Source organism: Sphingomonas canaveralia, assembly GCF_047238125.1.
In the GTDB taxonomy this organism is placed as follows: domain Bacteria; phylum Pseudomonadota; class Alphaproteobacteria; order Sphingomonadales; family Sphingomonadaceae; genus JBDFMH01.
The window spans coordinates 374,952-397,403 of sequence record NZ_JBDFMH010000001.1 but is presented as its reverse complement, the minus strand read 5'-3'; the positions used below and the strand labels follow the sequence as shown (position 1 = coordinate 397,403).

At 67.7% G+C, this 22,452-nt stretch carries 21 protein-coding genes; 10 read left to right on the top strand and 11 right to left on the bottom strand.

Going from position 1 to position 22,452, the window contains the following annotated elements:
- Positions 1-146 precede the first annotated feature (146 nt).
- The gene (locus tag ABC347_RS01945) at positions 147-2,066 is read left to right on the top strand and encodes a trifolitoxin synthesis, TfuA (protein WP_413244103.1); all 1,920 of its coding nucleotides are present in this window, start codon (positions 147-149) and stop codon (positions 2,064-2,066) included.
- Here the strand turns inward: ABC347_RS01945 and ABC347_RS01940 are convergent.
- Complete coding sequence (locus tag ABC347_RS01940; RefSeq protein WP_413246980.1) at positions 2,044-3,846, bottom strand: YcaO-like family protein; 1,803 nt, start codon at positions 3,844-3,846, stop codon at positions 2,044-2,046. The genes ABC347_RS01945 and ABC347_RS01940 overlap by 23 nt on opposite strands.
- A gap of 17 nt (positions 3,847-3,863) precedes the next feature.
- Entirely contained in the window at positions 3,864-4,151 is a 288-nt protein-coding gene (locus tag ABC347_RS01935; RefSeq protein WP_413244102.1) for a hypothetical protein, read from the bottom strand.
- A 245-nt stretch (positions 4,152-4,396) separates the two neighbouring features.
- Here ABC347_RS01935 and ABC347_RS01930 point away from each other — a divergent pair, with 245 nt between their 5' ends.
- The 4 genes from ABC347_RS01930 to ABC347_RS01915 all read left to right on the top strand — a co-directional run bounded on the left by ABC347_RS01930 (position 4,397) and on the right by ABC347_RS01915 (position 8,780).
- The gene (locus tag ABC347_RS01930) at positions 4,397-6,091 is read left to right on the top strand and encodes a S8 family peptidase (RefSeq protein ID WP_413244101.1); all 1,695 of its coding nucleotides are present in this window, start codon (positions 4,397-4,399) and stop codon (positions 6,089-6,091) included.
- Positions 6,092-6,165: 74 nt separating this feature from the next.
- A complete protein-coding gene (locus ABC347_RS01925; RefSeq protein WP_413244100.1) occupies positions 6,166-6,435 on the top strand; it encodes a hypothetical protein in 270 nt (89 codons plus the stop codon).
- A gap of 237 nt (positions 6,436-6,672) precedes the next feature.
- Positions 6,673-7,500: an arylamine N-acetyltransferase family protein gene (locus ABC347_RS01920; protein ID WP_413244099.1), complete on the top strand. Its 828-nt coding sequence runs from the start codon at positions 6,673-6,675 to the stop codon at positions 7,498-7,500.
- Complete coding sequence (locus tag ABC347_RS01915) at positions 7,497-8,780, top strand: MFS transporter (RefSeq protein ID WP_413244098.1); 1,284 nt, start codon at positions 7,497-7,499, stop codon at positions 8,778-8,780. Before ABC347_RS01920 ends, ABC347_RS01915 begins: the two co-directional genes overlap by 4 nt.
- Here ABC347_RS01915 and ABC347_RS01910 read toward each other — a convergent pair.
- Positions 8,777-9,868, bottom strand: coding sequence for an MBL fold metallo-hydrolase (locus ABC347_RS01910; protein WP_413244097.1), 1,092 nt, complete (start codon positions 9,866-9,868; stop codon positions 8,777-8,779). The genes ABC347_RS01915 and ABC347_RS01910 overlap by 4 nt on opposite strands.
- A gap of 170 nt (positions 9,869-10,038) precedes the next feature.
- Here ABC347_RS01910 and ABC347_RS01905 point away from each other — a divergent pair, with 170 nt between their 5' ends.
- Positions 10,039-11,217, top strand: coding sequence for a serine hydrolase domain-containing protein (locus ABC347_RS01905; protein WP_413244096.1), 1,179 nt, complete (start codon positions 10,039-10,041; stop codon positions 11,215-11,217).
- Between the two features lie 45 nt (positions 11,218-11,262).
- On the opposite strand, the gene ABC347_RS01900 is transcribed toward ABC347_RS01905, so the two are convergent.
- The 4 genes from ABC347_RS01900 to ABC347_RS01885 all read right to left on the bottom strand — a co-directional run bounded on the left by ABC347_RS01900 (position 11,263) and on the right by ABC347_RS01885 (position 13,838).
- Complete coding sequence (locus tag ABC347_RS01900; RefSeq protein WP_413244095.1) at positions 11,263-11,838, bottom strand: hypothetical protein; 576 nt, start codon at positions 11,836-11,838, stop codon at positions 11,263-11,265.
- A 230-nt stretch (positions 11,839-12,068) separates the two neighbouring features.
- Positions 12,069-12,359, bottom strand: a complete 291-nt coding sequence (locus ABC347_RS01895; RefSeq protein WP_413244094.1) for a GIY-YIG nuclease family protein — start codon at positions 12,357-12,359, stop codon at positions 12,069-12,071.
- Between the two features lie 201 nt (positions 12,360-12,560).
- On the bottom strand, positions 12,561-13,613 hold the full coding sequence (locus tag ABC347_RS01890; RefSeq protein ID WP_413244093.1) for a ribonucleotide-diphosphate reductase subunit beta: 1,053 nt from the start codon (positions 13,611-13,613) through the stop codon (positions 12,561-12,563).
- Positions 13,614-13,646: 33 nt separating this feature from the next.
- Positions 13,647-13,838, bottom strand: coding sequence for a hypothetical protein (locus ABC347_RS01885; protein ID WP_413244092.1), 192 nt, complete (start codon positions 13,836-13,838; stop codon positions 13,647-13,649).
- A gap of 58 nt (positions 13,839-13,896) precedes the next feature.
- Between ABC347_RS01885 and ABC347_RS01880 the strand changes: the two genes are divergently transcribed.
- A complete protein-coding gene (locus ABC347_RS01880; protein ID WP_413244091.1) occupies positions 13,897-14,157 on the top strand; it encodes a DUF2171 domain-containing protein in 261 nt (86 codons plus the stop codon).
- A gap of 50 nt (positions 14,158-14,207) precedes the next feature.
- Here the strand turns inward: ABC347_RS01880 and ABC347_RS01875 are convergent, their stop codons facing one another.
- A complete protein-coding gene (locus tag ABC347_RS01875) occupies positions 14,208-16,109 on the bottom strand; it encodes a ribonucleoside-diphosphate reductase subunit alpha (protein WP_413244090.1) in 1,902 nt (633 codons plus the stop codon).
- A 444-nt stretch (positions 16,110-16,553) separates the two neighbouring features.
- Here ABC347_RS01875 and ABC347_RS01870 point away from each other — a divergent pair, with 444 nt between their 5' ends.
- Complete coding sequence (locus ABC347_RS01870) at positions 16,554-17,210, top strand: glutathione S-transferase family protein (protein ID WP_413244089.1); 657 nt, start codon at positions 16,554-16,556, stop codon at positions 17,208-17,210.
- 18 nt (positions 17,211-17,228) lie between these two features.
- Here ABC347_RS01870 and ABC347_RS01865 read toward each other — a convergent pair whose 3' ends face one another.
- Complete coding sequence (locus ABC347_RS01865) at positions 17,229-17,852, bottom strand: hypothetical protein (protein ID WP_413244088.1); 624 nt, start codon at positions 17,850-17,852, stop codon at positions 17,229-17,231.
- 416 nt (positions 17,853-18,268) lie between these two features.
- On the opposite strand from ABC347_RS01865, the gene ABC347_RS01860 reads away from it, so the two are divergent.
- On the top strand, positions 18,269-19,789 hold the full coding sequence (locus ABC347_RS01860) for a fumarate hydratase (RefSeq protein WP_413244087.1): 1,521 nt from the start codon (positions 18,269-18,271) through the stop codon (positions 19,787-19,789).
- 97 nt (positions 19,790-19,886) lie between these two features.
- Here the strand turns inward: ABC347_RS01860 and ABC347_RS01855 are convergent, their stop codons facing one another.
- Positions 19,887-20,981, bottom strand: coding sequence for an NAD(P)/FAD-dependent oxidoreductase (locus ABC347_RS01855; RefSeq protein WP_413244086.1), 1,095 nt, complete (start codon positions 20,979-20,981; stop codon positions 19,887-19,889).
- A complete protein-coding gene (locus tag ABC347_RS01850) occupies positions 20,978-21,904 on the bottom strand; it encodes an alpha/beta fold hydrolase (RefSeq protein WP_413244085.1) in 927 nt (308 codons plus the stop codon). The genes ABC347_RS01855 and ABC347_RS01850 overlap by 4 nt, the downstream gene beginning before the upstream one ends.
- 47 nt (positions 21,905-21,951) lie before the next feature.
- Here ABC347_RS01850 and ABC347_RS01845 point away from each other — a divergent pair, with 47 nt between their 5' ends.
- Positions 21,952-22,422 (top strand): A24 family peptidase, encoded by a 471-nt coding sequence (locus tag ABC347_RS01845; RefSeq protein ID WP_413244084.1) that lies wholly within the window; start codon positions 21,952-21,954, stop codon positions 22,420-22,422.
- Positions 22,423-22,452 lie beyond the last annotated feature (30 nt).

Below are 22,452 nucleotides of genomic sequence, written 5' to 3'. Positions count from 1 at the left end.
TGAAAGACATTGCGTTAGCTTGCCTATCCGCTGCGACGGACCTGCGCCAGCGTTCGTCGACGGGCCGACACGCCCGATCGACACCCCCGGTTGCCGTGGCATCGTTCCGGCAGGATAATGGACCTTCATCGCGGGAAGACGGATCGATGGATCGGGTGACGTTGCGATGTTTCGGTGCGCTGGGCATCGCCGGTGCGACAGGGATCGCGCCGCCGCGGGGTCGCAAGGCACGCGCGCTGCTCGCCTATCTCGCGGCCTGCGGCGAAGGCGGCGCGTCGCGCGATCGCCTGGCCGGGCTGCTGTGGGGCACGCGCGGGCCCGATCAGGCGCGCGCCAGCGTGCGCCAGGCGCTGACCGAGTTGCGCGGAGCAATCGGCGAGGATCGCGTGCTGGCGGACAGGCTGACGGTGCGGTTGGCACCCGGTGCGGTCGAAACCGATCTGGCGCAGCTGACGGCTGCCCTCAGGGCCGGGGACCTGACCGCGACCGCAGCGACGCTGGCGGCGATCGAAGGCGAGCTGTTTGCCGATCTGGACGGCATCGAGACCGAATTCGACCATTGGCTGCAGGCGCAGCGCGCAGGCGCGGCGGAGCGGATCGTGGGTGATGCGCTGCGGCTGATCGAAACCGCCGCCTGCCCGCCGGCAACCGGCCAGGCGATCGCGACCGCGCTGGAGACGCTCGACCCGGGCAATGAGATGGTTGCACGCGCGGGGATGCGATTCGATTTCCTGGCCGGCGACCAGGCCGCCGCGCGACGGCGTTTTCGCCGGTTGACGACGGCGCTGGCCAATGACTGCGATGCCGAACCTGCCGCGGAAACGCAGGCCGCGCTGAATGCTGGGCTCCACGCCCCCGCCGCGCTGCCGATCGCGAGCGATGAGGCGCCGTCCACGCCGCCGATCGTGATCGTGGCACCGTTCGATGTGCTCGGCGATGATCCGCAGACCCAGATGATGGCCCGGATCTGCGCGGACGACGTGCTGACCGTGCTGGCGCGGTTTCGCGACATCGCCGTATCCGCCCCCGGCGAGGAAGCCGACCCGGCGGTGCTTGCACAGGCGATCGCCGTGTATGTGCTGGAAGGATCGGTGCGATCGCAGGAAGGCATGCTGCGCGCCAACCTGCGGCTGCGCGACCGCCGATCGGGTCGGATGCTGTGGACGCACCAGGCGCAGATCGAGCCGGGGAGCGTCGCCCACGATATCGATGGGATCGTGGCCCGGATCGTGGGCGCGATCGAGCCGACCATCGCGCGCGACGTGGGCCATGCCCTGCCGGCGGCGGCGGATGCGCCGGTCGCGCTTTATCTGCGGGCGCGGGCACTGGTGGCGGCGGCTGCAAGCTATGCCGAGGCGCGCGCGGCGGCCGACCTGCTGGAGCGCGCGCTGGCGGCGACGCCGCGCGATGCACAGGCGCTGCTGCTGCTCGCCCGCATCTACAATACCGATTATCTGCAGACGATCGCGGGGCATGACGTGGCGGCGTTGCGCGAACGGGCGCTCGACCTGGCGCAGCGCGCCGCCGCGCTCGATCCGATGAACTCGCGGGCGCGGATCGTGCTCGGCTGGTGCATGGTCCGCGCGCACGAGCCCGACGCCGCGCGCCAGAATTTCCGCGCTGCGCTGCTGCTGAATGCCTATAATGCGGATTGCCTGAACGCGGCCGGCTTCGGCCTGGTTCATCTGGGCGACCATGACGAGGCCGAACGGCTGCTGAGCCGGGCGATCGAGCTGAACCCGGTGCCGCACGGAGATTATTTCGCCGATCTGGCGACGCTGCTGATGCTGCGCGGCGAACATCGCGAGGCTGAGCGCCACTTCGCGATGCAGGGCGCGGCTTCCTTCCATTATTTGGGCCTGCGGGTCGCCAATGGCGGCTGGCTGAACGACGGCGGCAGCGACCTGACCGCTGCGTTGCGCCAGCGTTTCATGCGGATGTGGACCGGAGCCGCGATCCCGACCGATACGGATCTGGTGGGATCGCTGGAGACCTGCCTGCCGTTCGCGCGCGCATCGGATCGGACGCGGCTGAGCGAAGGGCTCAGACGCGCCGGACTGGGCTGAACTGCGCGACGAAGCGGGTGACCGGCACCGGTGCGATGCGCGCCGCCGGCATCGGATCGGACATCATCGCTTTCACCAGGGCAGCGGTATCGCGTTGCTTTACCGAGATTGCGGACGCCGCGATCCGTGCCTTCAGCGCGATATCGTCGACCCCCACTGCCGAAAGGATCGCGGGCCACGTCCGTTCGGGTACCGGCAGCGCGGCGGCGGCGCGGATCAGCTTGCGCGCGAGGCCGATCGGCCAGGTGATGCTGCGGAGCGTGGCGCAGATGTCGACCAGCGCCAGGCTCAGCGGTCGGCAGCCAAGGGCGGGAGGAGCGTGATCCACCAGCACGGCATCGTCGCGCGCGATCCGGCCAGCCTCATAGGCTTCGAAGACCGCGCCGATACCGATCATGCCGAAACGCCTGAGTTCGGCAGCGCGGATCGCGCCGAGACTGGCCGCGCCCAACACCGGGACGCCAGCCTCGATCGCGAACAGCAGTTCCTTGTGCCAGACGCTGGGGGCATCTCCGAACACACCATCGACAAGGCCAATCGCTGACGCCCCCCCGGCGATGGCGGCGGCGACATCTCCACAGCGCGCAGGCGGACGGGTGACGATGCCGGGCGGCGGTGCTGCGAGCAATGCCGGCGCGCTCGGCCCGACGAAGATCAGTCGGCCACCGGTGGATGCGGCATCGATCGGCTCTGCGCGCGGGCCACGGGCGATGCGCGGCACCTGTTGCCACGGCGCGATCAGCCGGGTAACGGCGACGCCGGCGACGGGGGGCGCGAAGTCGATCGCCGCGACTGGCCCGGGCAGATGTCGCAGCAGCGCATCGATCGCCTGCGCGGCCGTGGTGTAACTGGCATGCGGGACCGTGCCGAACGATCGCTGCGGCGGCCCGGCGAGCGCGTCTTCCACGGCAAGCGCCAGATCTAGCTGGCCGGCATCGTCATAATGGGCTTGCGAGAGATCCTCGCGCGCGCCGGCAAGCGCGGTGACACGCGTCTGGGCGGCTTCGAGGATCGCCCGGCGCAGTGCGAAGGATCGATCGGGATGACAGCCGCTGCCGCCCGCCGGCGCGATCCGCCGGGCATCAGACGAGCCTGCTTCGCGCAAAACGCACAGGAACGCCGCGGTGCCGAACTCGTCCGACAGGTCGTGGATCGTCGGCAGGCAGCCGGCGGCGGTGCACATGGCGATCAGTTGGGCGGCGGTGGGGTCATCGATCGTGTCCGGGATCAGCCGGGTAGCGGCGCGCTCGGCACGGGGTCGGGCCTGCCACCGGGCATGGGCCTCGCGCTCGATCAGTTCGCACAGGCCGGCAAGCCGCGCCTCATCGCGGGTACCGCCGGCACCCATGCCATCGCTGCACCCATCCAGATCGCCGGCCGGTCCGGTCATGTCGAGCAAGACGAGCGAGCGTGGCACCGGAATGCGGCGCCCGCTCAGAAGATCGATGCCGTCGATCCAATCGCGGATCCTGTGCGGATCACTGCCCTGACGCCCCCAATCGGCCCCCAGCGCGGTAAGGGTACCGGTGCGATCGCCCGGTGGGCAGCGTTCGCCGCAATGGAGCTCTAGCGCCTCGAGTACCGCCGACAGCCGTGCCTGTGCCCGGTTGAGCCCCTTGCCCTGCGAAACGCTGAGCGATCGCGACATGGGTCGCACCGCTTGCCAGACCGGGATACCGATCCGATCGAAGCCGGTGACATTTCCGATCCGCGAGATGCCGATGGCGCGCGCGATCGCATCAATCCGATCGGCCCACGCCTCGGCCGGCGCGGCGCGCAGCGCGCGATCCGGCGGTGCTACCGATCGTCACCCATGCTGGACATCATCATGTAGCCGCCACCCTTCGGGTCGAGTTCCGCCGGCAGGCCGATTGCCGACAACATCTTGCCGGCCTTCTCGCCATCGCGGAAGAACTGGTCGATCCGCTTGAACAGGCTGTCCGCCATCGGATCAGCGCGGCCCGCAGGCTTGGCCACGAGCGCGCTGCGCTCGCAGATCGCATAGGCCGGCCCGTCGCCGCCCTCCAACCGTATCACGAACAGGCGGGGATCGACCTCCGCCCCCGGTGCTTCACCCTTGGCCATGATCGCCTCCGTGAACATGCGCCGGCACCCTGCTGCCGGCAGCCCGGCATCATGCCGCGCCGCCCATCGAGTCAAGCGCTCCGCAGTCGTGGCGGACCGCCTTTTCACGCGGCGGCAAACGATTTGACGCTGGTTTCACGCTGGCATCGCCGGGCGGATCACGACTGGCGTCTAATCCAGCCGATGTCCGCAGTGCCGATCCCTTCGGCCCCAGACGGACGCACGACATTCCGATGGAGGACGACATGGCAACCCGCAACATCATCATCGAGCTTCAGGCGACACCATCGCTGGTGGCCGCCTTCGGCTCACCAACGCTGGACGCGGCCCCCGACCTGGGTGCCGAAATCGCGATCGACCCCGCCTTTCCGCCGACGCAGGTGCCACAGGTGACGGCACGGACGCCAATGGAAGTGGGCCACCAATTCGGCGCGAAGGTCGATGTCGACATGGCACCCGAGGCATCGACCTATATCGTGCGCGCAACCGTGGAAGAAGGCACGGAGGATGCGATCGCGGCGCGCGGCGATGTCGTCGGCGTGTATGCCGATGTCGCGATCCAGCCGATGCAGATCTGCCCGGGCAGCCCGCCGATGGGCAGCCATACGGATGTGGAGCGCCTGCTGTGCACCAGCCGGCTGCGCCAGGCCGGCGCCACGGGATCGGGCGTGCTGGTCGCGATCGTCGATACCGGCGTGAACATGAACTACCTGAACGGCAAGGGTAAGCATCCGCAGTTCGATGCCGCCCGCAGCTGGGCGCCGCGTCCGGCGATCATCCCGGGCCAGGGCGCGGTCGGCCACGGCACGATGTGCGCGTTCGACGTCTGTATCGCCGCGCCCAACTGCACGCTGCTGGATATCGCGCTGCTGGCATCCAATGCGCAGGGCGGCACCGTGATGGAAGGGCTGCTTTCCGATGCGGTGCGGGCCTACAGCCATCTGTGTACGGTGATGGCGGGCGCACGGCGGCCGGGCGAGAATGCATCGATGGTCGTCAACAACAGCTGGGGCATGTTCCACCCGAGCTGGGATTATCCGCGCGGCCACCCCGGCAATTATTCGCATAACCCCAACCACCCGTTCAACCGCATCGTCGGTGCGCTGGAGCGGCTGGGCGCGGACATCCTGTTCGCCGCCGGCAATTGCGGCGCCCCCTGCCCCGATGGCCGTTGCCAAGGCGTGACCGGCACCATCTATGGCGCGAACAGCCACCCCTCGGTGCTGACGGTGGCGGGGGTCGATACGTCCAAGACGCGGGTCGGCTATTCCAACCAGGGGCCGGGCGCGCTGGTGCGCGACAAGCCGGACGTCTGCGGATATACCCATTTCGCAGGGTCCGGCGTCTACGCGGCCGATGGCGGCACGTCCGCCGCGACGCCGGTGGTGGCCGGGCTGGTGGCGGCGATCCGATCGCGCCGGCCCTATATCGCGGGCAATGCATCGCGCACGCCGACCGCGATCCGCGATCTGCTGCGCTCGACCGCGCAGGATCTGGGCACCGCCGGCTTCGATCTCGATCATGGGTTCGGCGTCGTCAATGGCTGCACCATCGCGCAGCGCCTGCAGCCGATCATCATCGACATCTGCCGGCGGATTCCGCGGCTGTGCGGGCCGCGCCCGATCCCCATCGATATCTGCAAGCGCTATCCCTGGATCTGCCGCGGTATTCCCGAAGACCGCTTCCCGATCCCGGAGCCGGGTCCGATCCGGCGTGGCGCGCCCGCGCAAGGCCTGTTCGGCGCAGCGGACGATAGCCTGGCGATGGCGGATCTCGGCGAGGCCGGTCTGCTCGACACGCTGTCGACCGACGAGGTGGCGGATCTGTTCTACACACTCGGGCTCGCCGATGGGGCGGGCGAGGGGCGGAGCGGAAGCGGGGGCGATCGACCCGCGCCGTCGAAGGTGAAGGCGGCAGGCTGCGGTTGCGGCGGCGCCTGACACCATTCCCGAGTGCCGGCGGGCGGGAACCCTTCCCGCCCGCCGGTCGTCATCCGCAGCGAAGGAAATAGCCGATGCCCGGTCTCATGATCCAGTTCCACCATCCCCACGGCACGCCCACCCTGGCCCAGGCGGCGGTCTGGCTCGACGTGTCACAGGCTGCGCTCGACTCGAGCTTCGGCGTGATCGCCACCGATCCACAGGAACATCTCTACACCGTATTGATCGAAGCCGCGGCTGCCGACAGCGCTCTCGGCGCGATCCGGCGGCATGGCGCGAGCCACCCGGCGGAAGGCGCCTATGGCAATGCCCGGATCGCGCCGATGGATGAGCCGGAGCGCTGATCTCGGTCGGCCAGTGCCGCGGCCAGCCGGCGTCGCACGCGCGCGTCCCTGTTCCGACTGCTGCGAGAAAAAGTGGCCCGGCAGCTTGCGCTGCCGGGCCACAGTAGGATGGGACATCCCACCCTCGGGTCGCACCCCCCGTTTACCATCCCGCAGCGGAGTCGCTGTGTCGGCGCGCACAGATCGGCAACACGCAAAATTATTTCGCGACTGCGCCGGTCCGGCTAAGCCATGCCGATGTCGTTCGATCTCACTTCCTATCTCGCGCGCATCCATCTGAAGACGGCGCCTGCGCCCGATGCCGATGGGCTGCACCTGCTGCAGCGCCATCAGCGCCTGACCATTCCGTTCGAGAATCTGGACATCGCCATCGGCCGTGGCATCAGCCTCGAGCCGGACGCGGTGTTCGGCAAGCTCGTGACGCGGCGGCGTGGCGGCTATTGCTTCGAGCAGAACCAGCTGTTTCTGCGCGCTCTGCACGCCGTGGGTTACGAGGCGCGGCCGCTGCTCGCGCGGGTGTGGCTGGGCGCCAGCGAGACGCCGCCGAAGACGCACACGTTCAGCCTGGTCTCGATCGACGGGCAGGACTGGATCGCCGATGCAGGCTTCGGTGGCAGCTATGCGCCGCCGATGCCGCTGGAAGACGGTGCGACGGCGACGAGCCCTGACGGCGCGGAGCACCGGCTGCGCCGCGATCCCGATCATGGCTGGATGCTGGAGCGCCACGGCGATGCGGCCACCACCGATGGACGCGGTGCCGGCCAAGCAGGCTGGTTGCCACAATACAGCTTTACGCTGGATTCAGTCTGGCCGGCTGACCTGCTGCTGGCCAACCACTGGACCGCCACCGCCCCGACGAGCCGGTTCGTGCAGCATCGCATCGTGTCGCTGGTGTTGCCGGCCGGCTTCGCCACGCTGACCGACACCCGCTATTCGCGGCGCAACGGCAGCGAGCATGTCGAGGCCGAGATCGCGAGCGCCAAGGCCTATCGGCTGCGGCTGAACTTCGTGTTCGGCATCGATCTGGACCAGGCCGAAGTCGACGCGCTGGGCCTCTATCCATGATAGCGGGCCGGGCGGCGCGGCTGCGGTCGATCTTCGGCGGCTCGCTCGGCAATCTGGTCGAATGGTATGACTGGTTCGCCTATTCCGCGTTCGCGCTCTATTTCTCGGCCAGCTTCTTTCCGTCCGGCGATCCCACCGCGGAACTGCTGAAGACGAGCGGCGTGTTCGCGCTGGGCTTCCTGATGCGGCCGGTCGGTGGCTGGCTGCTGGGCCGGGTGGCCGACAAGCATGGCCGCAAGGTGGCGCTTACCTGGTCGGTCACGCTGATGTGCCTCGGCTCGCTGATGATAGCGGTTGTGCCATCCTATCAGAGCATCGGCGTGCTGGCGCCGGTCATCCTGACGCTGGCGCGGATGATCCAGGGTCTGTCGGTCGGCGGCGAGTTCGGCACGTCGGCCACCTATCTCGCCGAGATCGCCGAGCCCGAGCATCGCGGCTTCTGGGCAAGCTTCCAATATGTCACGCTGATCATGGGGCAGCTGCTGGCGCTGGCGGTGCTGGTGACGCTGCAATATTTGGTGCTGAGCGAGGCGCAGCTGGAAGCGTGGGGCTGGCGCATCCCGTTCCTGATCGGCGCGGCGCTGGCGGTAGTCGTGTTCTTCATCCGCCGGGGAATCGAGGAAACGCCCGATTTCCTGGAGGAGCCCGGCACGATCCGCCGCAAGACCGGCCTGCGCGAACTGTTCCGCCATCCGAAGCTGGTGCTGATCGTGCTGCTGATGGCAGCGGGCGGCAATGTCGCCTTCTATACCTTCACCACATACATGCAGAAATATCTGGTCACGACGGCAGGCTTCGCGAAGGGCACCGCATCGCTGGTCTGCACCGCGGCGCTGTTCGTGTTCATGTGCGTCCAGCCGCTTTACGGCGCGCTGTCGGACCGGATCGGGCGCAAGCCCCTGCTCTACTGGTTCGGCATCATGGGCACGCTGACCGCGGTGCCGCTGATGACCGCGATCGGCGCGACTCGCGATCCCGTCACCGCCTTCCTGCTCATATCCGCCGCGCTGCTGATCGTGGCGGGCAATACCTCCGTCTCGGGCACGGTGAAGGCGGAGATGTTTCCGCCCCACATCCGCGCGCTGGGCGTTGGGCTGCCCTATGCGATCAGCATCTCGATCTTCGGTGGCACCGCCGAGCCGCTGGCGCATCTGCTGAAGGGCTGGGGCCGCGAGTCGCTCTATTTCTGGTATGTAGCAGGGATGATCGGCATCACCTGCGCCGTCTATACACTGGTGCCCGAGACCCGCTGGACCAGCGCGATGGCGCGCAAGGACTAGCGCATAGCCGGCACGTCCCACGGCACGCCCACCTCGACCGCGCGGAAGCGACCGGGAGCGATGCCGCGCGCCCGGAGCGTGGCGGCGAGCAGCGCGGGCGGTTCGTCGATCGCCTCGTTCGACAGCTGGAAGGTGCCCCAGTGCATCGCCAGCGCATGGGCGGCGCGGCTGCGCTCGAACACCTGCACCGCCTCCACCGGGCCGATATGGTTGCCGCTCATCATCGCGCGCGGGCGGAACGCGCCGATCGGGATCAGCGCGAGCCGAAGCGGCCCGCGTGATGCCGTATCCATCGGCCAGCGCAGATCGCCGGGCCCGGTATCGCCCGCGGTGTAGAAATTGCCGCCCGGCAGCACGACGGTGAAGCCCGACCACAAGGCGCGGTTGCGATCGACGCCCCAGCGCGATCCCCAGTGATGGACCCGCTCGACCACGACGCGCACGCCCGGCTTCACCGGTACCGCCTGGCCCCAGTCGCGCGCGACCGCGTCGATGCCGTTCGCCTTCAGGATCGTATCGTTGCCGAGGCTGGTGACGATCAGCGGCCGATCGCGATCCCACAGCCGCTTCAAGGTCGGCAGATCCATGTGATCATAGTGATTGTGGCTGACGAGCACGAGATCGATCTTCGGCAGATCATCGAAGCGGATGCCCGGCGCGCGCACCCGGCCCGGCCCCAGCGGCGGGAACGGCGAGGCGACCTCGGACCAGATTGGATCGGTGAGGATGTTGAGCCCATCGACCTGGACCAGCGCACTGGCATGGCCGATCCAGGTGACGCGCATCGCCCCGCCCGCAACCCGCGCCGTCGGCTTCGCCGGCGTGACGGCGACGCTTTCCGGCCAGGGCGCGCGATCGGTGCGCAGGAAGAAGCGCAGGAAACGCGACGGGTTGCGCGCGCTGGCCTGTGACCCGCCGGTGCCCTGCTCGCCATCCGGGTTGAAGAAATGCTGCCCGTCGAAATGCGCGGACACCGGCCCGCGGTAATAGATGCGATCGAGGAACGGCGGCACCAGCGCGATCGCGAGGCAGACCGCGACAAGAAGGAAGAACAGGCCGATCCCGAGGCCCTTCAGGATACGGCGCATGATGTCTCCCGTGCGGTTGCTGCAGTGGAGATAGGGGGCGCACGGGGGGATGGAAAGCGCGCTACGTTCGTCATCCCGGCGAAAGCCGGGATCCAGGGTCGCAAGCGACGTCGCCCGTGGCCCTGGGCCCCGGCTTTCGCCGTGGTGACGAATGAGGCTAACCTCGCCCGATGCATCGCCTGCTTCCCCTGCTGCTGCTTTCCGCCTGCGCGACCGCCCCTGTCCCGCCGGCCGCCCTGCCGGTGGCGGAGGTGCGCGTGACGTTCGACCGCGGCGGAGAGACCGGCGTCCGCGCATCCGGGCTCGCCGATATCGCCGCGGGCCGCCGGATCACGCCCGACGATCCGGTGCGGATCGCCTCGATCTCCAAGCTCGTCACCGCGATCGGGGTGATGCGGCTGGTGGAGGCGGGCGCGCTGGATCTGGATGCCGACGTGTCCGATCGGCTCGGCTGGCGGCTGCGCAATCCCGCCTTCCCCGATCGGCCGATCACGCTGCGGCTGCTGCTGTCCCACCGATCGAGCCTGACCGACGGGATCGACTATGCGCTGCCGCTGGGCGCAAGCCTGCGCACCGCGCTGGCCGATCCGGAGGCTTGGGACGGCGATCATCCGCCCGGCGCCTTCTTCCGATACACGAACCTCAATCTCCCCGTGATCGCCAGCGTGATGGAAGCGGCGACCGGCGAGCGGTTCGACCGGCTGATGGACCGGCTGGTGCTGGCGCCGCTGAAGATCGACGGTTGCTTCAACTGGGCGATGTGCGGCAACCGCGCGATCGGCCGCGCGGTCGTGCTGTACGACGGCGCGCACGCCCCCGTCCGCGACGATCTCGGCGGGCGGCGCCCGCCCTGCCCGGTCGTTCCCGCCGCTAACGGCACGTGCGATCTGGCGCGCTGGCGGGCGGGCGAGAATGGCGCGCTGTTCTCGCCGCAGGGCGGCCTGCGCATCTCCGCGCGTGATCTTGCCCGGATCGGCCGGCTGCTGCTGGGCGACGGCACGGTCGACGGCATCCGCCTGCTCTCCCCCGGATCGATCGCGCGGCTGACCGGGCCGGACTGGACGTATGACGGCGGCAATGGCGATCCTTCCGCGGGGTTCTTCTGCCGCTATGGCCTGGCGATGCAGACGCTGGCGACCCACGCCCCTGGCTGCCGCGACGATCCGTTCGGCGACGGCCGCGCGCGGATCGGCCATGCGGGCGATGCCTATGGCCTGAAATCGGGCCTGTGGATCGATCGCGCGGCCGGCACCGGCATCGCCTATTTCGCGACCGGGGTCGCGGACGCCGACCCCGGCCGCCGATCCGCCTTCACGAGCACGGAGGAAAGGCTGGCGCGGGGGCGGTGAACCGGTATCGCGATACCCGAAAGCAGCGAAAGCAGCGCTTGTGCGCTACATCCGGTCGAGATCGACGTTGTAATCGGGGGCATCGACCAGCGGCGGCGGGAAGCGCAGTTCGGCATCGATCGGCTCGTCGACATCGCGGAAATCCTCGAGCAGGCGCGGCAGCTCGGCCGCGGCCACCGCGCGCGGATCCTCGATCGCGACCGGCATCAGGCCGGAGAAGCAGCCGAAACGAGACTTATCCAGCTTGGTTATCAGGAAGGTCAGCAGCCGGTCCGCCGGTACGCGCTCGGTCCGCACCAGCGCGCCATCGACATAGACTTCGCGGACATTGCCGACGAGCGCGCGCTCCATCGCGATGGTGACGAGCCGCTGCGAGGCATGGACCAGCGCCTGATCCCAGGCAGCGGCGAACCCGCGCGCATCGGCGCGGCGGCGGAGCCGGTATGCGGAGGAGGACTGGATGCCGACCGCCGCGCAGGCCTTCGAGATGCAGCCGGTATCAGCGAGCGTGAGGATGAAGGTGCGCTGCCGCTCCGCCGTCCACCCGTCATGCCGCGCCTGCAGGCCGGCGGGGGTGAAGTTGACGAAATCCTCGACGCTGGGTTCGGGATAGGTGTGCATGTCTGGTCACTCCTTGCTAAGGGAGCCAGCCATTTATCCCATTTGGTTGGTTGTAGGACAGCATTTTTTTCGCGCGCCGTCTCCCATGCGCAGGCAGGGGCCCATGTCTGGTCGATATGCCGCATCATCGCGGCCCGGATAACAAGCGGATCTGCCACGGTCCCGGCGCTGCCCCCAGCCGCGAGAGTGATGGGCCTCTGCCTGCGCAGGGGCGACGGGCGGTGGCGGAATCAGGCGTTGATAGTGTCGAACAGATCGCGCCACTCCGGGTTGGACTTCGCGATCAGATCGAGCTTCCAGCCGCGCTTCCAGCGCTTGAGCGCCTTCTCGCGGGCGATTGCCTCCAGCACGGTCGGGAATAGCTCGGCATGGACGAGCCGGATCAGACCCCAGCGGGCACAGAATTCGGAGCCGACGCCGATGCGGTGCTGGTAGACACGCGCACGGAGATTGGACGTAACGCCGGTATAAAGCGTCCCGCTAGGGCCGTTCGTCATGATGTAAACCCAGCCGCCCTGCATTCCACCATCCCGTCGCCCCTGCGCAGGCAGGGGCCCATGTCTGGTCGATAGGCCACAGGATCGAGGCTCCAATGACGAGCGGGTTTGCCACGATCCCGGCGCGGCACCCAGCTACGAGAGCCATGGGCCCCTGCCTGCGCAGGGGCGACGAAAATTCGGTAGACGAGCCTGCCGCGATAAACGTCCCCGATTTCCTGCTCACTACTCCGCCGCAACCCCCGCGCGCGAGAACATGTCCCCCTCGCCCGCATCCTCGTTGGCGGCAGGCGCGGTCTTCGCGGCCTTGCGGCGGTCGAAGCTGTCCCAGACTTCGCCCCAGTTACCGCGGGTGGCGGCCTTCGAATATTCGGTGGCGCGGGTTTCGAAGAAATTGGCGTGCTCGACACCGTTGAGCAGCGGCGCCAGCCAGGGCAGCGGATGTTCGTCGATCATGTAGATCGGCTTCAGGCCGAGCTGGCCGAGCCGCCAATCGGCGATGTAGCGGACATATTTCTTGATGTCCTTCGGCGTCATGCCGCTGACCGGGCCCATTTCGAACACCAGATCGATGAAGGCATCCTCCAGCCGCACCGTCTTCTGGCACTGGTCGAGGATATCCTCCTTCACCGCGGTCGTCAGGCAATCGCGCTCCTTCACGAAGGTGTGGAACAGCTTGATGATGCCATCGCAGTGCAGGCTCTCGTCGCGCACGCTCCACGACACGATCTGGCCCATGCCCTTCATCTTGTTGAAGCGCGGGAAGTTCATCAGCATCGCGAAGCTGGCGAACAGCTGCAGCCCTTCGGTGAAGCCGCCGAACATCGCCAGCGTGCGCGCGATATCCTCGTCGGTATCGACGCCGAACGTGCTCAGATAATCATGCTTGTCCTTCATCTCCTTGTACTGGAGGAAGGCCGAATATTCGCTTTCGGGCATGCCGATCGTATCGAGCAGATGGCTGTAGGCGGCGATATGGACCGTTTCCATGTTGCTGAACGCGGTCAGCATCATCTTGATCTCGGTCGGCTTGAACACGCGGCCATATTTCTCGTGGTAGCAATCCTGCACTTCCACGTCGGCCTGGGTGAAGAAGCGGAAGATCTGGGTGAGCAGATTGCGCTCATGATCGGTCAGCTTCTGCGCCCAATCGCGGCAATCTTCGCCCAGCGGCACTTCTTCGGGCAGCCAGTGCAGCTGCTGCTGGCGCTTCCAGTAATCGAACGCCCACGGATATTCGAACGGCTTGTAGGTGCGCGAGGCGGAGAGAAGCGACATGATCTTGTCCTGTTCAGGCAATTGGAGCGGGGTTCAGAAGCTGCGCCAGGCAGCCACGTAGACGATGAGGATCAGCCCGACCGCGGCGAACATGACGCCCGCCAGCCGCGAGACATACCGCGTCTGCGGGCGCCTGCGCGCGGGCGCGGTGAGCAGCAGCCCGGCGCCGATCGCGCCGGCGACAAGGCCGATGATCACCATCAGCCAGAGGGCGGCGCTGGTCATGCGGCGATCCTTCGCGTGATGCGTTGACCCGCCGAACCCCAAGAGCAGGAGACGAACAATGGCCGATCTTTCCCAGGTGAAGGAACATGCCGAAGTGATCGGCGCGGACGGCGTGCATGTCGGCACGGTCGACAAGGTGGAAGGCAACCGCATCAAGCTGACCAAGAAGGACAGCGGACCGCAGATCGAAGGCGCGACCGGCGCGCACGAAGGGCACCATCATTATATCGACGGCGGCCTGGTGGCCGATATCGAGGACGGCACCGTGCGGCTGAGCGCCAATGCCGACGTGGCGGTGAGCTTCGAAACCGAGGCCTGACCTGCCGATCGCGGTCCCCGGGATCGCCCGCGCGATCCCGGGGCGTCCGATCACTGGCAGGCCAGGCATTCGTCATAGTCCTTGGCGTCGAGCTCGATCTGCTTGAGATCGGGCGTGTTGTCGGCCTCCACCCCGCCCGCGAAACCGGCGCGCTGGATGCTCTTCGAGCGGAGATAGTAGAGCGACTTCAGCCCCAGTTCCCACGCGCGGAAGTGCAGCATCAGCAGATCCCACTTCTCGACATCGGCCGGGATGAACAGGTTCAGGCTGGTCGACTGATCGATATAGGGCGTGCGATCGGCCTGCAGTTCGAGCAGCCAGCGCTGATCGATCTCGAAGCTGGTCTTGTAGGTATCCTTTTCCTCCTGGCTGAGGAAATCGAGATGCTGGACAGATCCGCCCTTTTCCAGGATCGTGTTCCACACCGCATCGCTGTCCTTCGACTTGGCCTGGAGCAGGCGCTGCAGATACGGGTTCTTGATCGAGAAGCTGCCCGACAGCGTCTTGTGCGTGTAGATGTTGGCAGGGATCGGCTCGATGCAGGCGGAAGTGCCGCCGCAGATGATCGAGATCGATGCGGTCGGCGCGATCGCCATCTTGCAGCTGAACCGTTCCATCACCCCGGCATCGGCGGCATCGGGGCAGGCGCCGCGTTCCTGCGCGAGCAGCATCGACGCTTCGGCGGCGCCGGCGGCGATGTGGCGGAACATGCGCAGGTTCCAGCTCTTGGCCATCGCCCCTTCGAACGGCAGCCCGCGCGCCTGCAGGAAGCTGTGGAAGCCCATCACGCCGAGCCCGACCGAGCGTTCGCGCTCCGCCGAATATTTGGCGCGCGCCATCTCGTCCGGCGCGCGGGCGATGTAGTCGGTCAGCACATTGTCGAGGAAGCGCATCACATCCTCGATGAAGCGCTTGTCGCCGTGCCACTCGTCCCACATCTCCAGGTTGAGCGACGACAGACAGCAGACTGCGGTGCGATCCTGCCCATATTGGTCGCGCCCGGTGGGCAGCGTGATTTCCGAGCACAGGTTCGAGGTCGATACCTTGAGGCCGACATCGCGCTGATGCTTGGGCATGGTGCGGTTCACGGTATCGGCGAACACGATATAGGGCTCACCCGTCGCCAGCCGGGTTTCGACCAGCTTCTGGAACAGCGCGCGCGCATCGACCTTGCCGCGGGCCGAGCCGTCCTTGGGGCTCTTCAGTTCCCATTCCTCGCCCGCGCGGACCGCTTCCATGAAGGCATCGGTCAGCAGCACGCCATGGTGCAGGTTCAGCGCCTTGCGGTTGAAGTCGCCCGAGGGCTTCCGAATCTCGAGAAATTCCTCGATCTCGGGGTGCGACACATCGAGATAGCAGGCTGCCGAGCCGCGGCGCAGCGACCCCTGGCTGATCGCGAGCGTGAGCGAATCCATGACGCGCACGAACGGGATGATGCCGCTGGTCTTGCCGTTCAGGCCGACCGGTTCGCCGATCCCGCGCACCGCGCCCCAATAGGTGCCGATGCCGCCGCCGCGCGACGCCAGCCACACATTCTCGTTCCAGGTCTGGACGATGCCTTCCAGGCTGTCGGGCACCGAATTCAGATAGCAGCTGATCGGCAGCCCGCGCCCGGTGCCGCCGTTGGACAGTACCGGCGTGGACGGCATGAACCACAGCCGCGAGATATAGTCGTAGAGCCGCTGGGCATGCGCCTGATCGTCGGCATAGGCGGAGGCCACGCGGACGAACAGATCCTGATAGCTTTCGCCGGGCAGCAGATAGCGGTCCTTCAGCGTCTCCTTGCCGAAATCGGTGAGCAGCGCATCGCGGCCATGATCAACCTCGACCGGCCAGGGCTGGGGCCGCGCGCCGGGGCCGTCGGCCTCCAGCGGCTGCGGGGGAGCGGAGTTCGTCTCAAGGATCGTCGCCACGTCGTTCATACCCGCTTCGCTGCTTCCCGAAAGGTCCATTGCCGGCGTCCCCGTTCTGTTTCCGTTCGACTCGGGGGCCAGACCCACGAGCCTAGCAGCCAGGGGCCGGAAAGCGACCGTGAATCCGCACCCTGCCCCATCGTCCGCGGGAAAGGTACGCGCCGATCCCGATATGGGGTCGCCGACGTCGATTCACAATCTGGTAGGCCAGCCCCCTCGCCGCCTACCAGCATTAGTGCCCGAACCGGGATCGGACGCAAGACGGTAAATATCTTGTTGAACGAAAGCGTTGCTTGCCGGCATCACCCGACGCTCTCTTCGCAGGTGCAGCGACGCATGGACTTTCCTCGCTTTTCGGACCGCGCAAGAGGAACGAGTGATGAACAAAATTTTTGAAGCGTGCGGCCGAAAGCGTGGGCCGGGGGACGCACGACAACGCCTTTCGCAAGCGCTATCAGGATAATGAACAAATCGGAGGCGCCCATGGCCGTGCCACTGCTGTACCTTCATCCGCTGTCCTCCTTCTGCCAGAAGGTGCTGGTCGCGCTGTACGAGCGTGGCACGCCATTCGAGACGCGGCTGCTGGCGCATGATGACCCTGCGGGGCATGCCGAACTGTGCAGCTTCTGGCCGTTCGGCAAATTCCCGCTGCTGGTGGATGCAGACCGGCCGGTGGCGGAAGCCACGATCATCATCGAGCATCTCGACCGCCATCATCCCGGTGGGGCCCGGATGCTGCCCGAGGATCCTGCCGATGCGCTGGAAGCGCGGTTCATGGATCGGGTGTTCGACAACCATGTGATGACCGTTCAGACCGAGATCGTGCTCGCGGCGATCGGGCGCGGGACTGCGGACAGCGCCGACCAGGCACGCATGAAGCTCGACACAGCCTATGCATGGCTGGACGAGCGGCTGGGCGACGGCCGCCAATGGGCCGCGGGCGACCGGTTCGGCCTTGCCGACTGCGGGGCTGCGCCTGCCCTGCTCTATGCGCATTGGAGCCATCCGATCGAGGCGCGGTTCGAACGGCTGCATGCCTATCGTCGGCGGCTGCTGGCGCGGCCATCCTATGCCCGCGCACTTGACGAGGCACGGCCCTATCGCCCGCTGTTCCCGCTGCCGATCCCCGATGGAGAATAAGGGGTCGGCGACGCGACCTCAGCGGCGGCGGCGATCCTCTCCGGCATTCGCGGCGTTCGACGGAAACGTCTCGGGAAACAGCGCGCCGGCAGCAACGACCGCGCCGAACGCCAGCTGGGTTGTGGCGATCGCGGCGATCAACCGGCCACTGGCCGGGGCGCTCGCCCGCCGCGGCCGGACGGCGTATCGAAGTGCGATGCCGCCGCCAACCAGGCAGCCGGCCAGCAGCACCCATGGGACGGTGCGCGCCACGCCCGGGTGCCAGCCGGCCCAGCCGGTACCGTCCGCTAGGCCAAATCGCTGCAGCCGGGCGAGCTGGACCTCGCATTGATCGACCTCGTGCCACGCCTCGATCTCATAGCGGAGCGGGGCGGCGCCCCACGCCCCGGCCCGCAAGCACGTCGCAGGGTCGGCAGTGACCCGGCACGCGGCCGCATCCGACAGCAACCGAGCGCGATAGAGGCGGTATCCCTGATATTCGGCGCGCGCCGTATCGCACAGGAAGCGCGAGGGTCCGCCGACCACGACCAGCCCAGCCAGCATGGCGATCAGCGCAAGCGTCGCGGCCAGCGCGACCTCCGGGCGGACGGCGCGCCGCCGCAGCCTTACCGGCGCCTTGGCATGGGTTGCGGGCGGGGTCATTCGCAGCCTTCCCGATCGATCATCGCAGCATCGCCCCCCATCATCCGGATCGTTATCGACCGGGGTCATGACGTCATCACAGTCACAGCGGATACGCACGTGGGCGAAGGGAGCCATTCCGGCCGAACGCCATGCCGCCCGGCGAGCGGAGCGTCGACCCCCTTCGAGCGGGTCCGCGATCACAGGCGGAGCCCTATTGGGACGATACAGCAAAGTCGTGCCCGGCCGACTCCGAAATGAACCGAATTGCCGGGTTGAGGACCGGCGCCGACAGCGGGTCGCAACGAAGCCGATACCGATCCTCGATAACAAAGGCGCAGGCGCACGGCGAAACGCGTCACCCATCCACAAAAAATCGTGCATCGGCCGCAGTCACGGGGTTAAGGCAGCCGCGACATCGTTTCGCGGGGACGGACATGACGACTATCATCAAGCAGGCCGACCTGATCGACAGCGTGGCCGATGCGCTGCAGTTCATCAGCTATTACCACCCGATGGATTATATCCGCGCGCTGGGCGTGGCTTACGAGGCCGAGCAGGGCCCGGCCGCCAAGGATGCGATCGCGCAGATCCTGACCAACTCGCGGATGTGCGCGGAAGGTCACCGGCCGATCTGCCAGGATACCGGCATCGTCACCATCTTCGTCAAATGGGGCCAGCAATGCCTGCTGGAAGGCGACCGATCGCTGCAGGAGGTGATCGATGAAGGCGTACGTCGCGCCTATCTACACCCGGAAAACCGCCTGCGCGCATCGATCCTGAAGGATCCCGCCTTCAGCCGCGTGAACACCAAGGACAACACGCCTTCGGTGCTGAACGTGGAGATGGTGCCCGGCCACCATGTCGAAGTGACGGTGGCGGCCAAGGGCGGCGGATCCGAGAACAAATCCAAGTTCAAGATGCTCAATCCCAGCGACTCGATCGTCGACTGGGTGCTGGAGATGGTGCCGCAGATGGGCGCCGGCTGGTGCCCGCCGGGGATGCTTGGCATCGGCATCGGCGGCACCGCCGAAAAGGCGATGCTGCTGGCCAAGGAATCGCTGATGGGCGACATCGACATGGCGCAGCTGAAGGCGCGCGGGCCCCAGACCAAGATCGAGGAGATGCGGATCGAAATCTTCGACAAGGTCAACGCGCTGGGCATCGGCGCGCAGGGCCTGGGCGGGCTCGCCACCATCCTCGACGTGAAGATCATGGACTGGCCGACGCATGCCGCATCGAAGCCAGTCGCAATGATCCCCAACTGCGCGGCCACGCGCCACGCGCATTTCCACCTCGATGGCAGCGGCCCGGCCTATCTGGAGCCGCCGAAGCTGGACGAGTGGCCCAAGGTGCAGTGGACGCCTTCGAAGGAATCGATCCGCGTCGATCTCAACACGCTCACGCCCGAGGTGGTGGCGAGCTGGAAGCCGGGCGACCGGCTGCTGCTGAACGGCAAGATGCTGACCGGGCGCGACGCCGCGCACAAGCGTATCCAGGACATGATGGCCAAGGGCGAGCCGCTGCCGGTCGAGTTCGCGGGTCGCGTGATCTATTATGTCGGACCGGTCGATCCGGTGCGGGACGAGGTGGTGGGCCCGGCCGGCCCGACAACCGCGACGCGGATGGACAAGTTCACCGACATGATGCTGGACACGGGCCTGCTGGCGATGGTCGGCAAGGCCGAGCGCGGGCCGGCGGCGGTAGACAGCATCAAGCGGCACAAGGCCGCGTACCTGATGGCGGTCGGAGGCGCGGCCTATCTGGTCGCGCGCGCGATCAAGGGCGCCAAGGTCGTCGGGTTCGAGGATCTGGGCATGGAGGCGATCTACGAATTCGAGGTGCAGGACATGCCGGTGACGGTGGCAGTCGATGCCACCGGCGAAAGCGTGCACCACACCGCACCGCTGGTGTGGCGCGAGAAGATCGCGCGGGAGCGGTTGCTCGAGGGGGTGTGAGCTCTCTCGTCACCCCGGCGAAAGTCGGGGTCCAGGGTTATGGGCGGCAGGGTTTACGGCCCTGGATCCCGGATCAAGTCCGGGATGACGGTGAGGGTCAGCCGAAGCGACCCGGTGCGTAGCGTTCTGCATCGACGCCCGCCAGCGTATCGGGCAGCGACTTTCCGAGCAGAAGCGCGGCCGCCAGCAAAGCGGCGGCCGGCGCGGTCTGGATGCCGAAGCCGCCCTGCCCCGCGCACCAGAAGAAGCCCGGCGCGCGGGCGTCGAAGCCGTAGACGGGCGCGCGATCGGGGCTGAAGCTGCGCAAGCCTGCCCAGGCGCGCTCGCGTTTCAGGATACGCCAGTCGACTGCCTGTTCCAGCCGGTCGATCGCGATCGCGACGTCCAGCTCCTCGGGCTGCGCGTCGGCGGCAGGCTGCTCGCTCTCGTCATGCGGGGACAGCCAGAGCCGACCGCCCGCCTCGGGCTTGAAATAGAGCTGCTCGTCGATGTCGATCACCAGCGGCAGCGCGGCCGGCGCGGGCGGATCTACTGCCAGCTGGACGATCGTGCGGCGATAGGGCGTGATCGCGATCGGCGCCGCGCCTGCCAGCGCCGCCACCGCGCCGGCCCAGGCGCCAGCTGCGTTGACGACGATATCGGCGATGACCGCGCCGGCGCGCGTCTCGATCCGCCAGCCGCCCGGCTCACGTGCTAGGGACCGGACCTCGGCATCGGCCAGCAGCTGCGCCCCGGCGCGGCGCGCGGCGGCGAGGCAATCGGCGTGGAGACGCGCGACATCGATGTCCGCGCAGCTCGGCTCGGACAGGCCGGCGGTCCAATCGGGCCGCAGCCCAGGTACGATCGCCTCCAGCCCCGCCCGATCGACCGGATCGAGCCGCACGCCGGTCCCTTCGAACTCGGCCCGCAGCGCGGCCAGGCGATCCACCGATCCGGCACGCGCGATGTGCAGCGCGCCGCGCGGCGCGAGATAGCCGCCGTCACGCAACGGCGCTTCCGACGCGGTGGTCAGCGGCTGGATGGCGGGGCCGCCATAGGTTTCGGACCAGAATGCAGCGGATCGACCGGTGCTGTGATAGCCGGGCTGTCCTTCCGCCTCGATCAGCAGCACCTGCGCATGCGCCGCGAGCTCGGCAGCCAGACTGGCGCCCGCCATCCCCGCGCCGACGATCGCGATCTCGGTCCGGATCATCGCGGCGCGGCCCTTTCGTCGAGGAAGTCGTCGATGGCGGCGAGAAAGGCCGTGCGCGGGCCATCCGCCTCGCGCAGCAGTTCATGCGCCGCGTCATCGCGCACTATAAGACGCGCACCGGGGATCCGGGCCGCGGCGCGCCGGATCGCGCGGCTATCGACCAGACGATCGCGCGCAGCCGCCAGCAGCAGCGTCGGCACGCGCACCCGTTCGAGGATACCGGGCGCCATCAGCGCGGCGATCGATCGATAGGCGCCGGCGATCCAACTCCAGCGCGGCGGGCCGAGCGCGAGGGTAGGATCGGCGGCCTTCCACCAACCCTCATCCGAAAAGCGATCGACATCGGCGGTGAGCATCACTCGGCGGAACGCGCTTTCGCCGCGTTCGGCCCACGCATCGCGTGCGGACAGGCCGATCCGGCAGAACAATCCGGCGATCGCGCTGCCGACCGGACCTGGCGGACGCCCACCCGACAAACCCAGCATCGGTGCGGACAGCACCAGCGCGTCGATCGCAGGCGCGCGCTCCGCGGCCAAGCGCAGCGCGACATGGCCGCCCATAGAATGGGCGAGCAGGACGTGCGGGCCGGGCGTGCGCGGCTGCCATTCGGCCACGAACGCGGCAAGATCATCGACCATCGCCGGGATCGTGCGAAGATCGTCAGCCGTGCGGCCCGATCCGCCCTGCCCGCGCCAATCGAATCCCTCCACTGCCCAGCCGCGGCAGTGAAAATGGGCGATCGCTTCCAGATATTTCTCGATGAAATCGCCGCGCCCGCCCTGCACGATCAGGCTGCCACGCACCCCAGTCCCAGCCGGCTGAGGCCAGGAAAAGCGCCGATGATCCCAGCCGTCCGGCGCACGCCAGCGTTCGATCATGAAGCCGGCGGGGTGCGCACGGCGATCGAAGGGGGCGGGCTGCATCGGCGCTGGTTACGGTTTGGCAAGCGGTGGCGTCTAGTGGGGATCGGATGCACTGGACGATCCCTATCCTTTCGGCGGGCCTGGCCGCACTCCTCGTGTGGGCAGCGTGGGGCGATCTGCGCCGCCGCGACATCCCCAACCCGCTGACGCTGGCGATCGCGCTTGGCGCACCGCTCTACTGGTGGGCGACGGGCATATCGATCTGGCCGGACATGGCGCTGCAGATCGGATCGGCGTTCGCGATCTTCATGCTGTTCGCCGGGCTATTCGCGCTGGGCGCGATGGGCGGCGGCGACGTCAAGCTGATCGCGGCGCTCGCGCTGTGGCTGCCGCTCGGCCCGCAATTGCGGATGCTGACGGTGATGGCGATCGCGGGCGGCGCGGTCACGCTGGCGACGCTGATCTGGCATCGCTGGCGGCGCGCCGGCGGACAGATCGAGGTGCCGTACGGAATCGCCATTTCTATCGCGGGTTTGTGGGTTCTGGCCAACGATATCTTAACCATTTCGGATCATTGATCAGCGTGGGTTCAACCGGCCCTGTGGGAG

What these genes read in the sequence shown, in the direction of transcription:
- ABC347_RS01855 (WP_413244086.1), bottom strand. Translation starts at nt 20,981, where the DNA reads ATGATCCGGACCGAGATCGCGATCGTCGGCGCGGGGATGGCGGGCGCC.
- ABC347_RS01930 (WP_413244101.1), top strand. Translation starts at nt 4,397, where the DNA reads ATGGCAACCCGCAACATCATCATCGAGCTTCAGGCGACACCATCGCTG.
- ABC347_RS01905 (WP_413244096.1), top strand. Translation starts at nt 10,039, where the DNA reads ATGCATCGCCTGCTTCCCCTGCTGCTGCTTTCCGCCTGCGCGACCGCC.
- ABC347_RS01900 (WP_413244095.1), bottom strand. Translation starts at nt 11,838, where the DNA reads ATGCACACCTATCCCGAACCCAGCGTCGAGGATTTCGTCAACTTCACC.
- ABC347_RS01865 (WP_413244088.1), bottom strand. Translation starts at nt 17,852, where the DNA reads ATGACCCCGCCCGCAACCCATGCCAAGGCGCCGGTAAGGCTGCGGCGG.
- ABC347_RS01910 (WP_413244097.1), bottom strand. Translation starts at nt 9,868, where the DNA reads ATGCGCCGTATCCTGAAGGGCCTCGGGATCGGCCTGTTCTTCCTTCTT.
- ABC347_RS01870 (WP_413244089.1), top strand. Translation starts at nt 16,554, where the DNA reads ATGGCCGTGCCACTGCTGTACCTTCATCCGCTGTCCTCCTTCTGCCAG.
- ABC347_RS01875 (WP_413244090.1), bottom strand. Translation starts at nt 16,109, where the DNA reads ATGGACCTTTCGGGAAGCAGCGAAGCGGGTATGAACGACGTGGCGACG.
- ABC347_RS01920 (WP_413244099.1), top strand. Translation starts at nt 6,673, where the DNA reads ATGTCGTTCGATCTCACTTCCTATCTCGCGCGCATCCATCTGAAGACG.
- ABC347_RS01845 (WP_413244084.1), top strand. Translation starts at nt 21,952, where the DNA reads ATGCACTGGACGATCCCTATCCTTTCGGCGGGCCTGGCCGCACTCCTC.
- ABC347_RS01880 (WP_413244091.1), top strand. Translation starts at nt 13,897, where the DNA reads ATGGCCGATCTTTCCCAGGTGAAGGAACATGCCGAAGTGATCGGCGCG.
- ABC347_RS01890 (WP_413244093.1), bottom strand. Translation starts at nt 13,613, where the DNA reads ATGTCGCTTCTCTCCGCCTCGCGCACCTACAAGCCGTTCGAATATCCG.
- ABC347_RS01945 (WP_413244103.1), top strand. Translation starts at nt 147, where the DNA reads ATGGATCGGGTGACGTTGCGATGTTTCGGTGCGCTGGGCATCGCCGGT.
- ABC347_RS01925 (WP_413244100.1), top strand. Translation starts at nt 6,166, where the DNA reads ATGCCCGGTCTCATGATCCAGTTCCACCATCCCCACGGCACGCCCACC.
- ABC347_RS01850 (WP_413244085.1), bottom strand. Translation starts at nt 21,904, where the DNA reads ATGCAGCCCGCCCCCTTCGATCGCCGTGCGCACCCCGCCGGCTTCATG.
- ABC347_RS01860 (WP_413244087.1), top strand. Translation starts at nt 18,269, where the DNA reads ATGACGACTATCATCAAGCAGGCCGACCTGATCGACAGCGTGGCCGAT.
- ABC347_RS01935 (WP_413244102.1), bottom strand. Translation starts at nt 4,151, where the DNA reads ATGGCCAAGGGTGAAGCACCGGGGGCGGAGGTCGATCCCCGCCTGTTC.
- ABC347_RS01885 (WP_413244092.1), bottom strand. Translation starts at nt 13,838, where the DNA reads ATGACCAGCGCCGCCCTCTGGCTGATGGTGATCATCGGCCTTGTCGCC.
- ABC347_RS01915 (WP_413244098.1), top strand. Translation starts at nt 7,497, where the DNA reads ATGATAGCGGGCCGGGCGGCGCGGCTGCGGTCGATCTTCGGCGGCTCG.
- ABC347_RS01895 (WP_413244094.1), bottom strand. Translation starts at nt 12,359, where the DNA reads ATGCAGGGCGGCTGGGTTTACATCATGACGAACGGCCCTAGCGGGACG.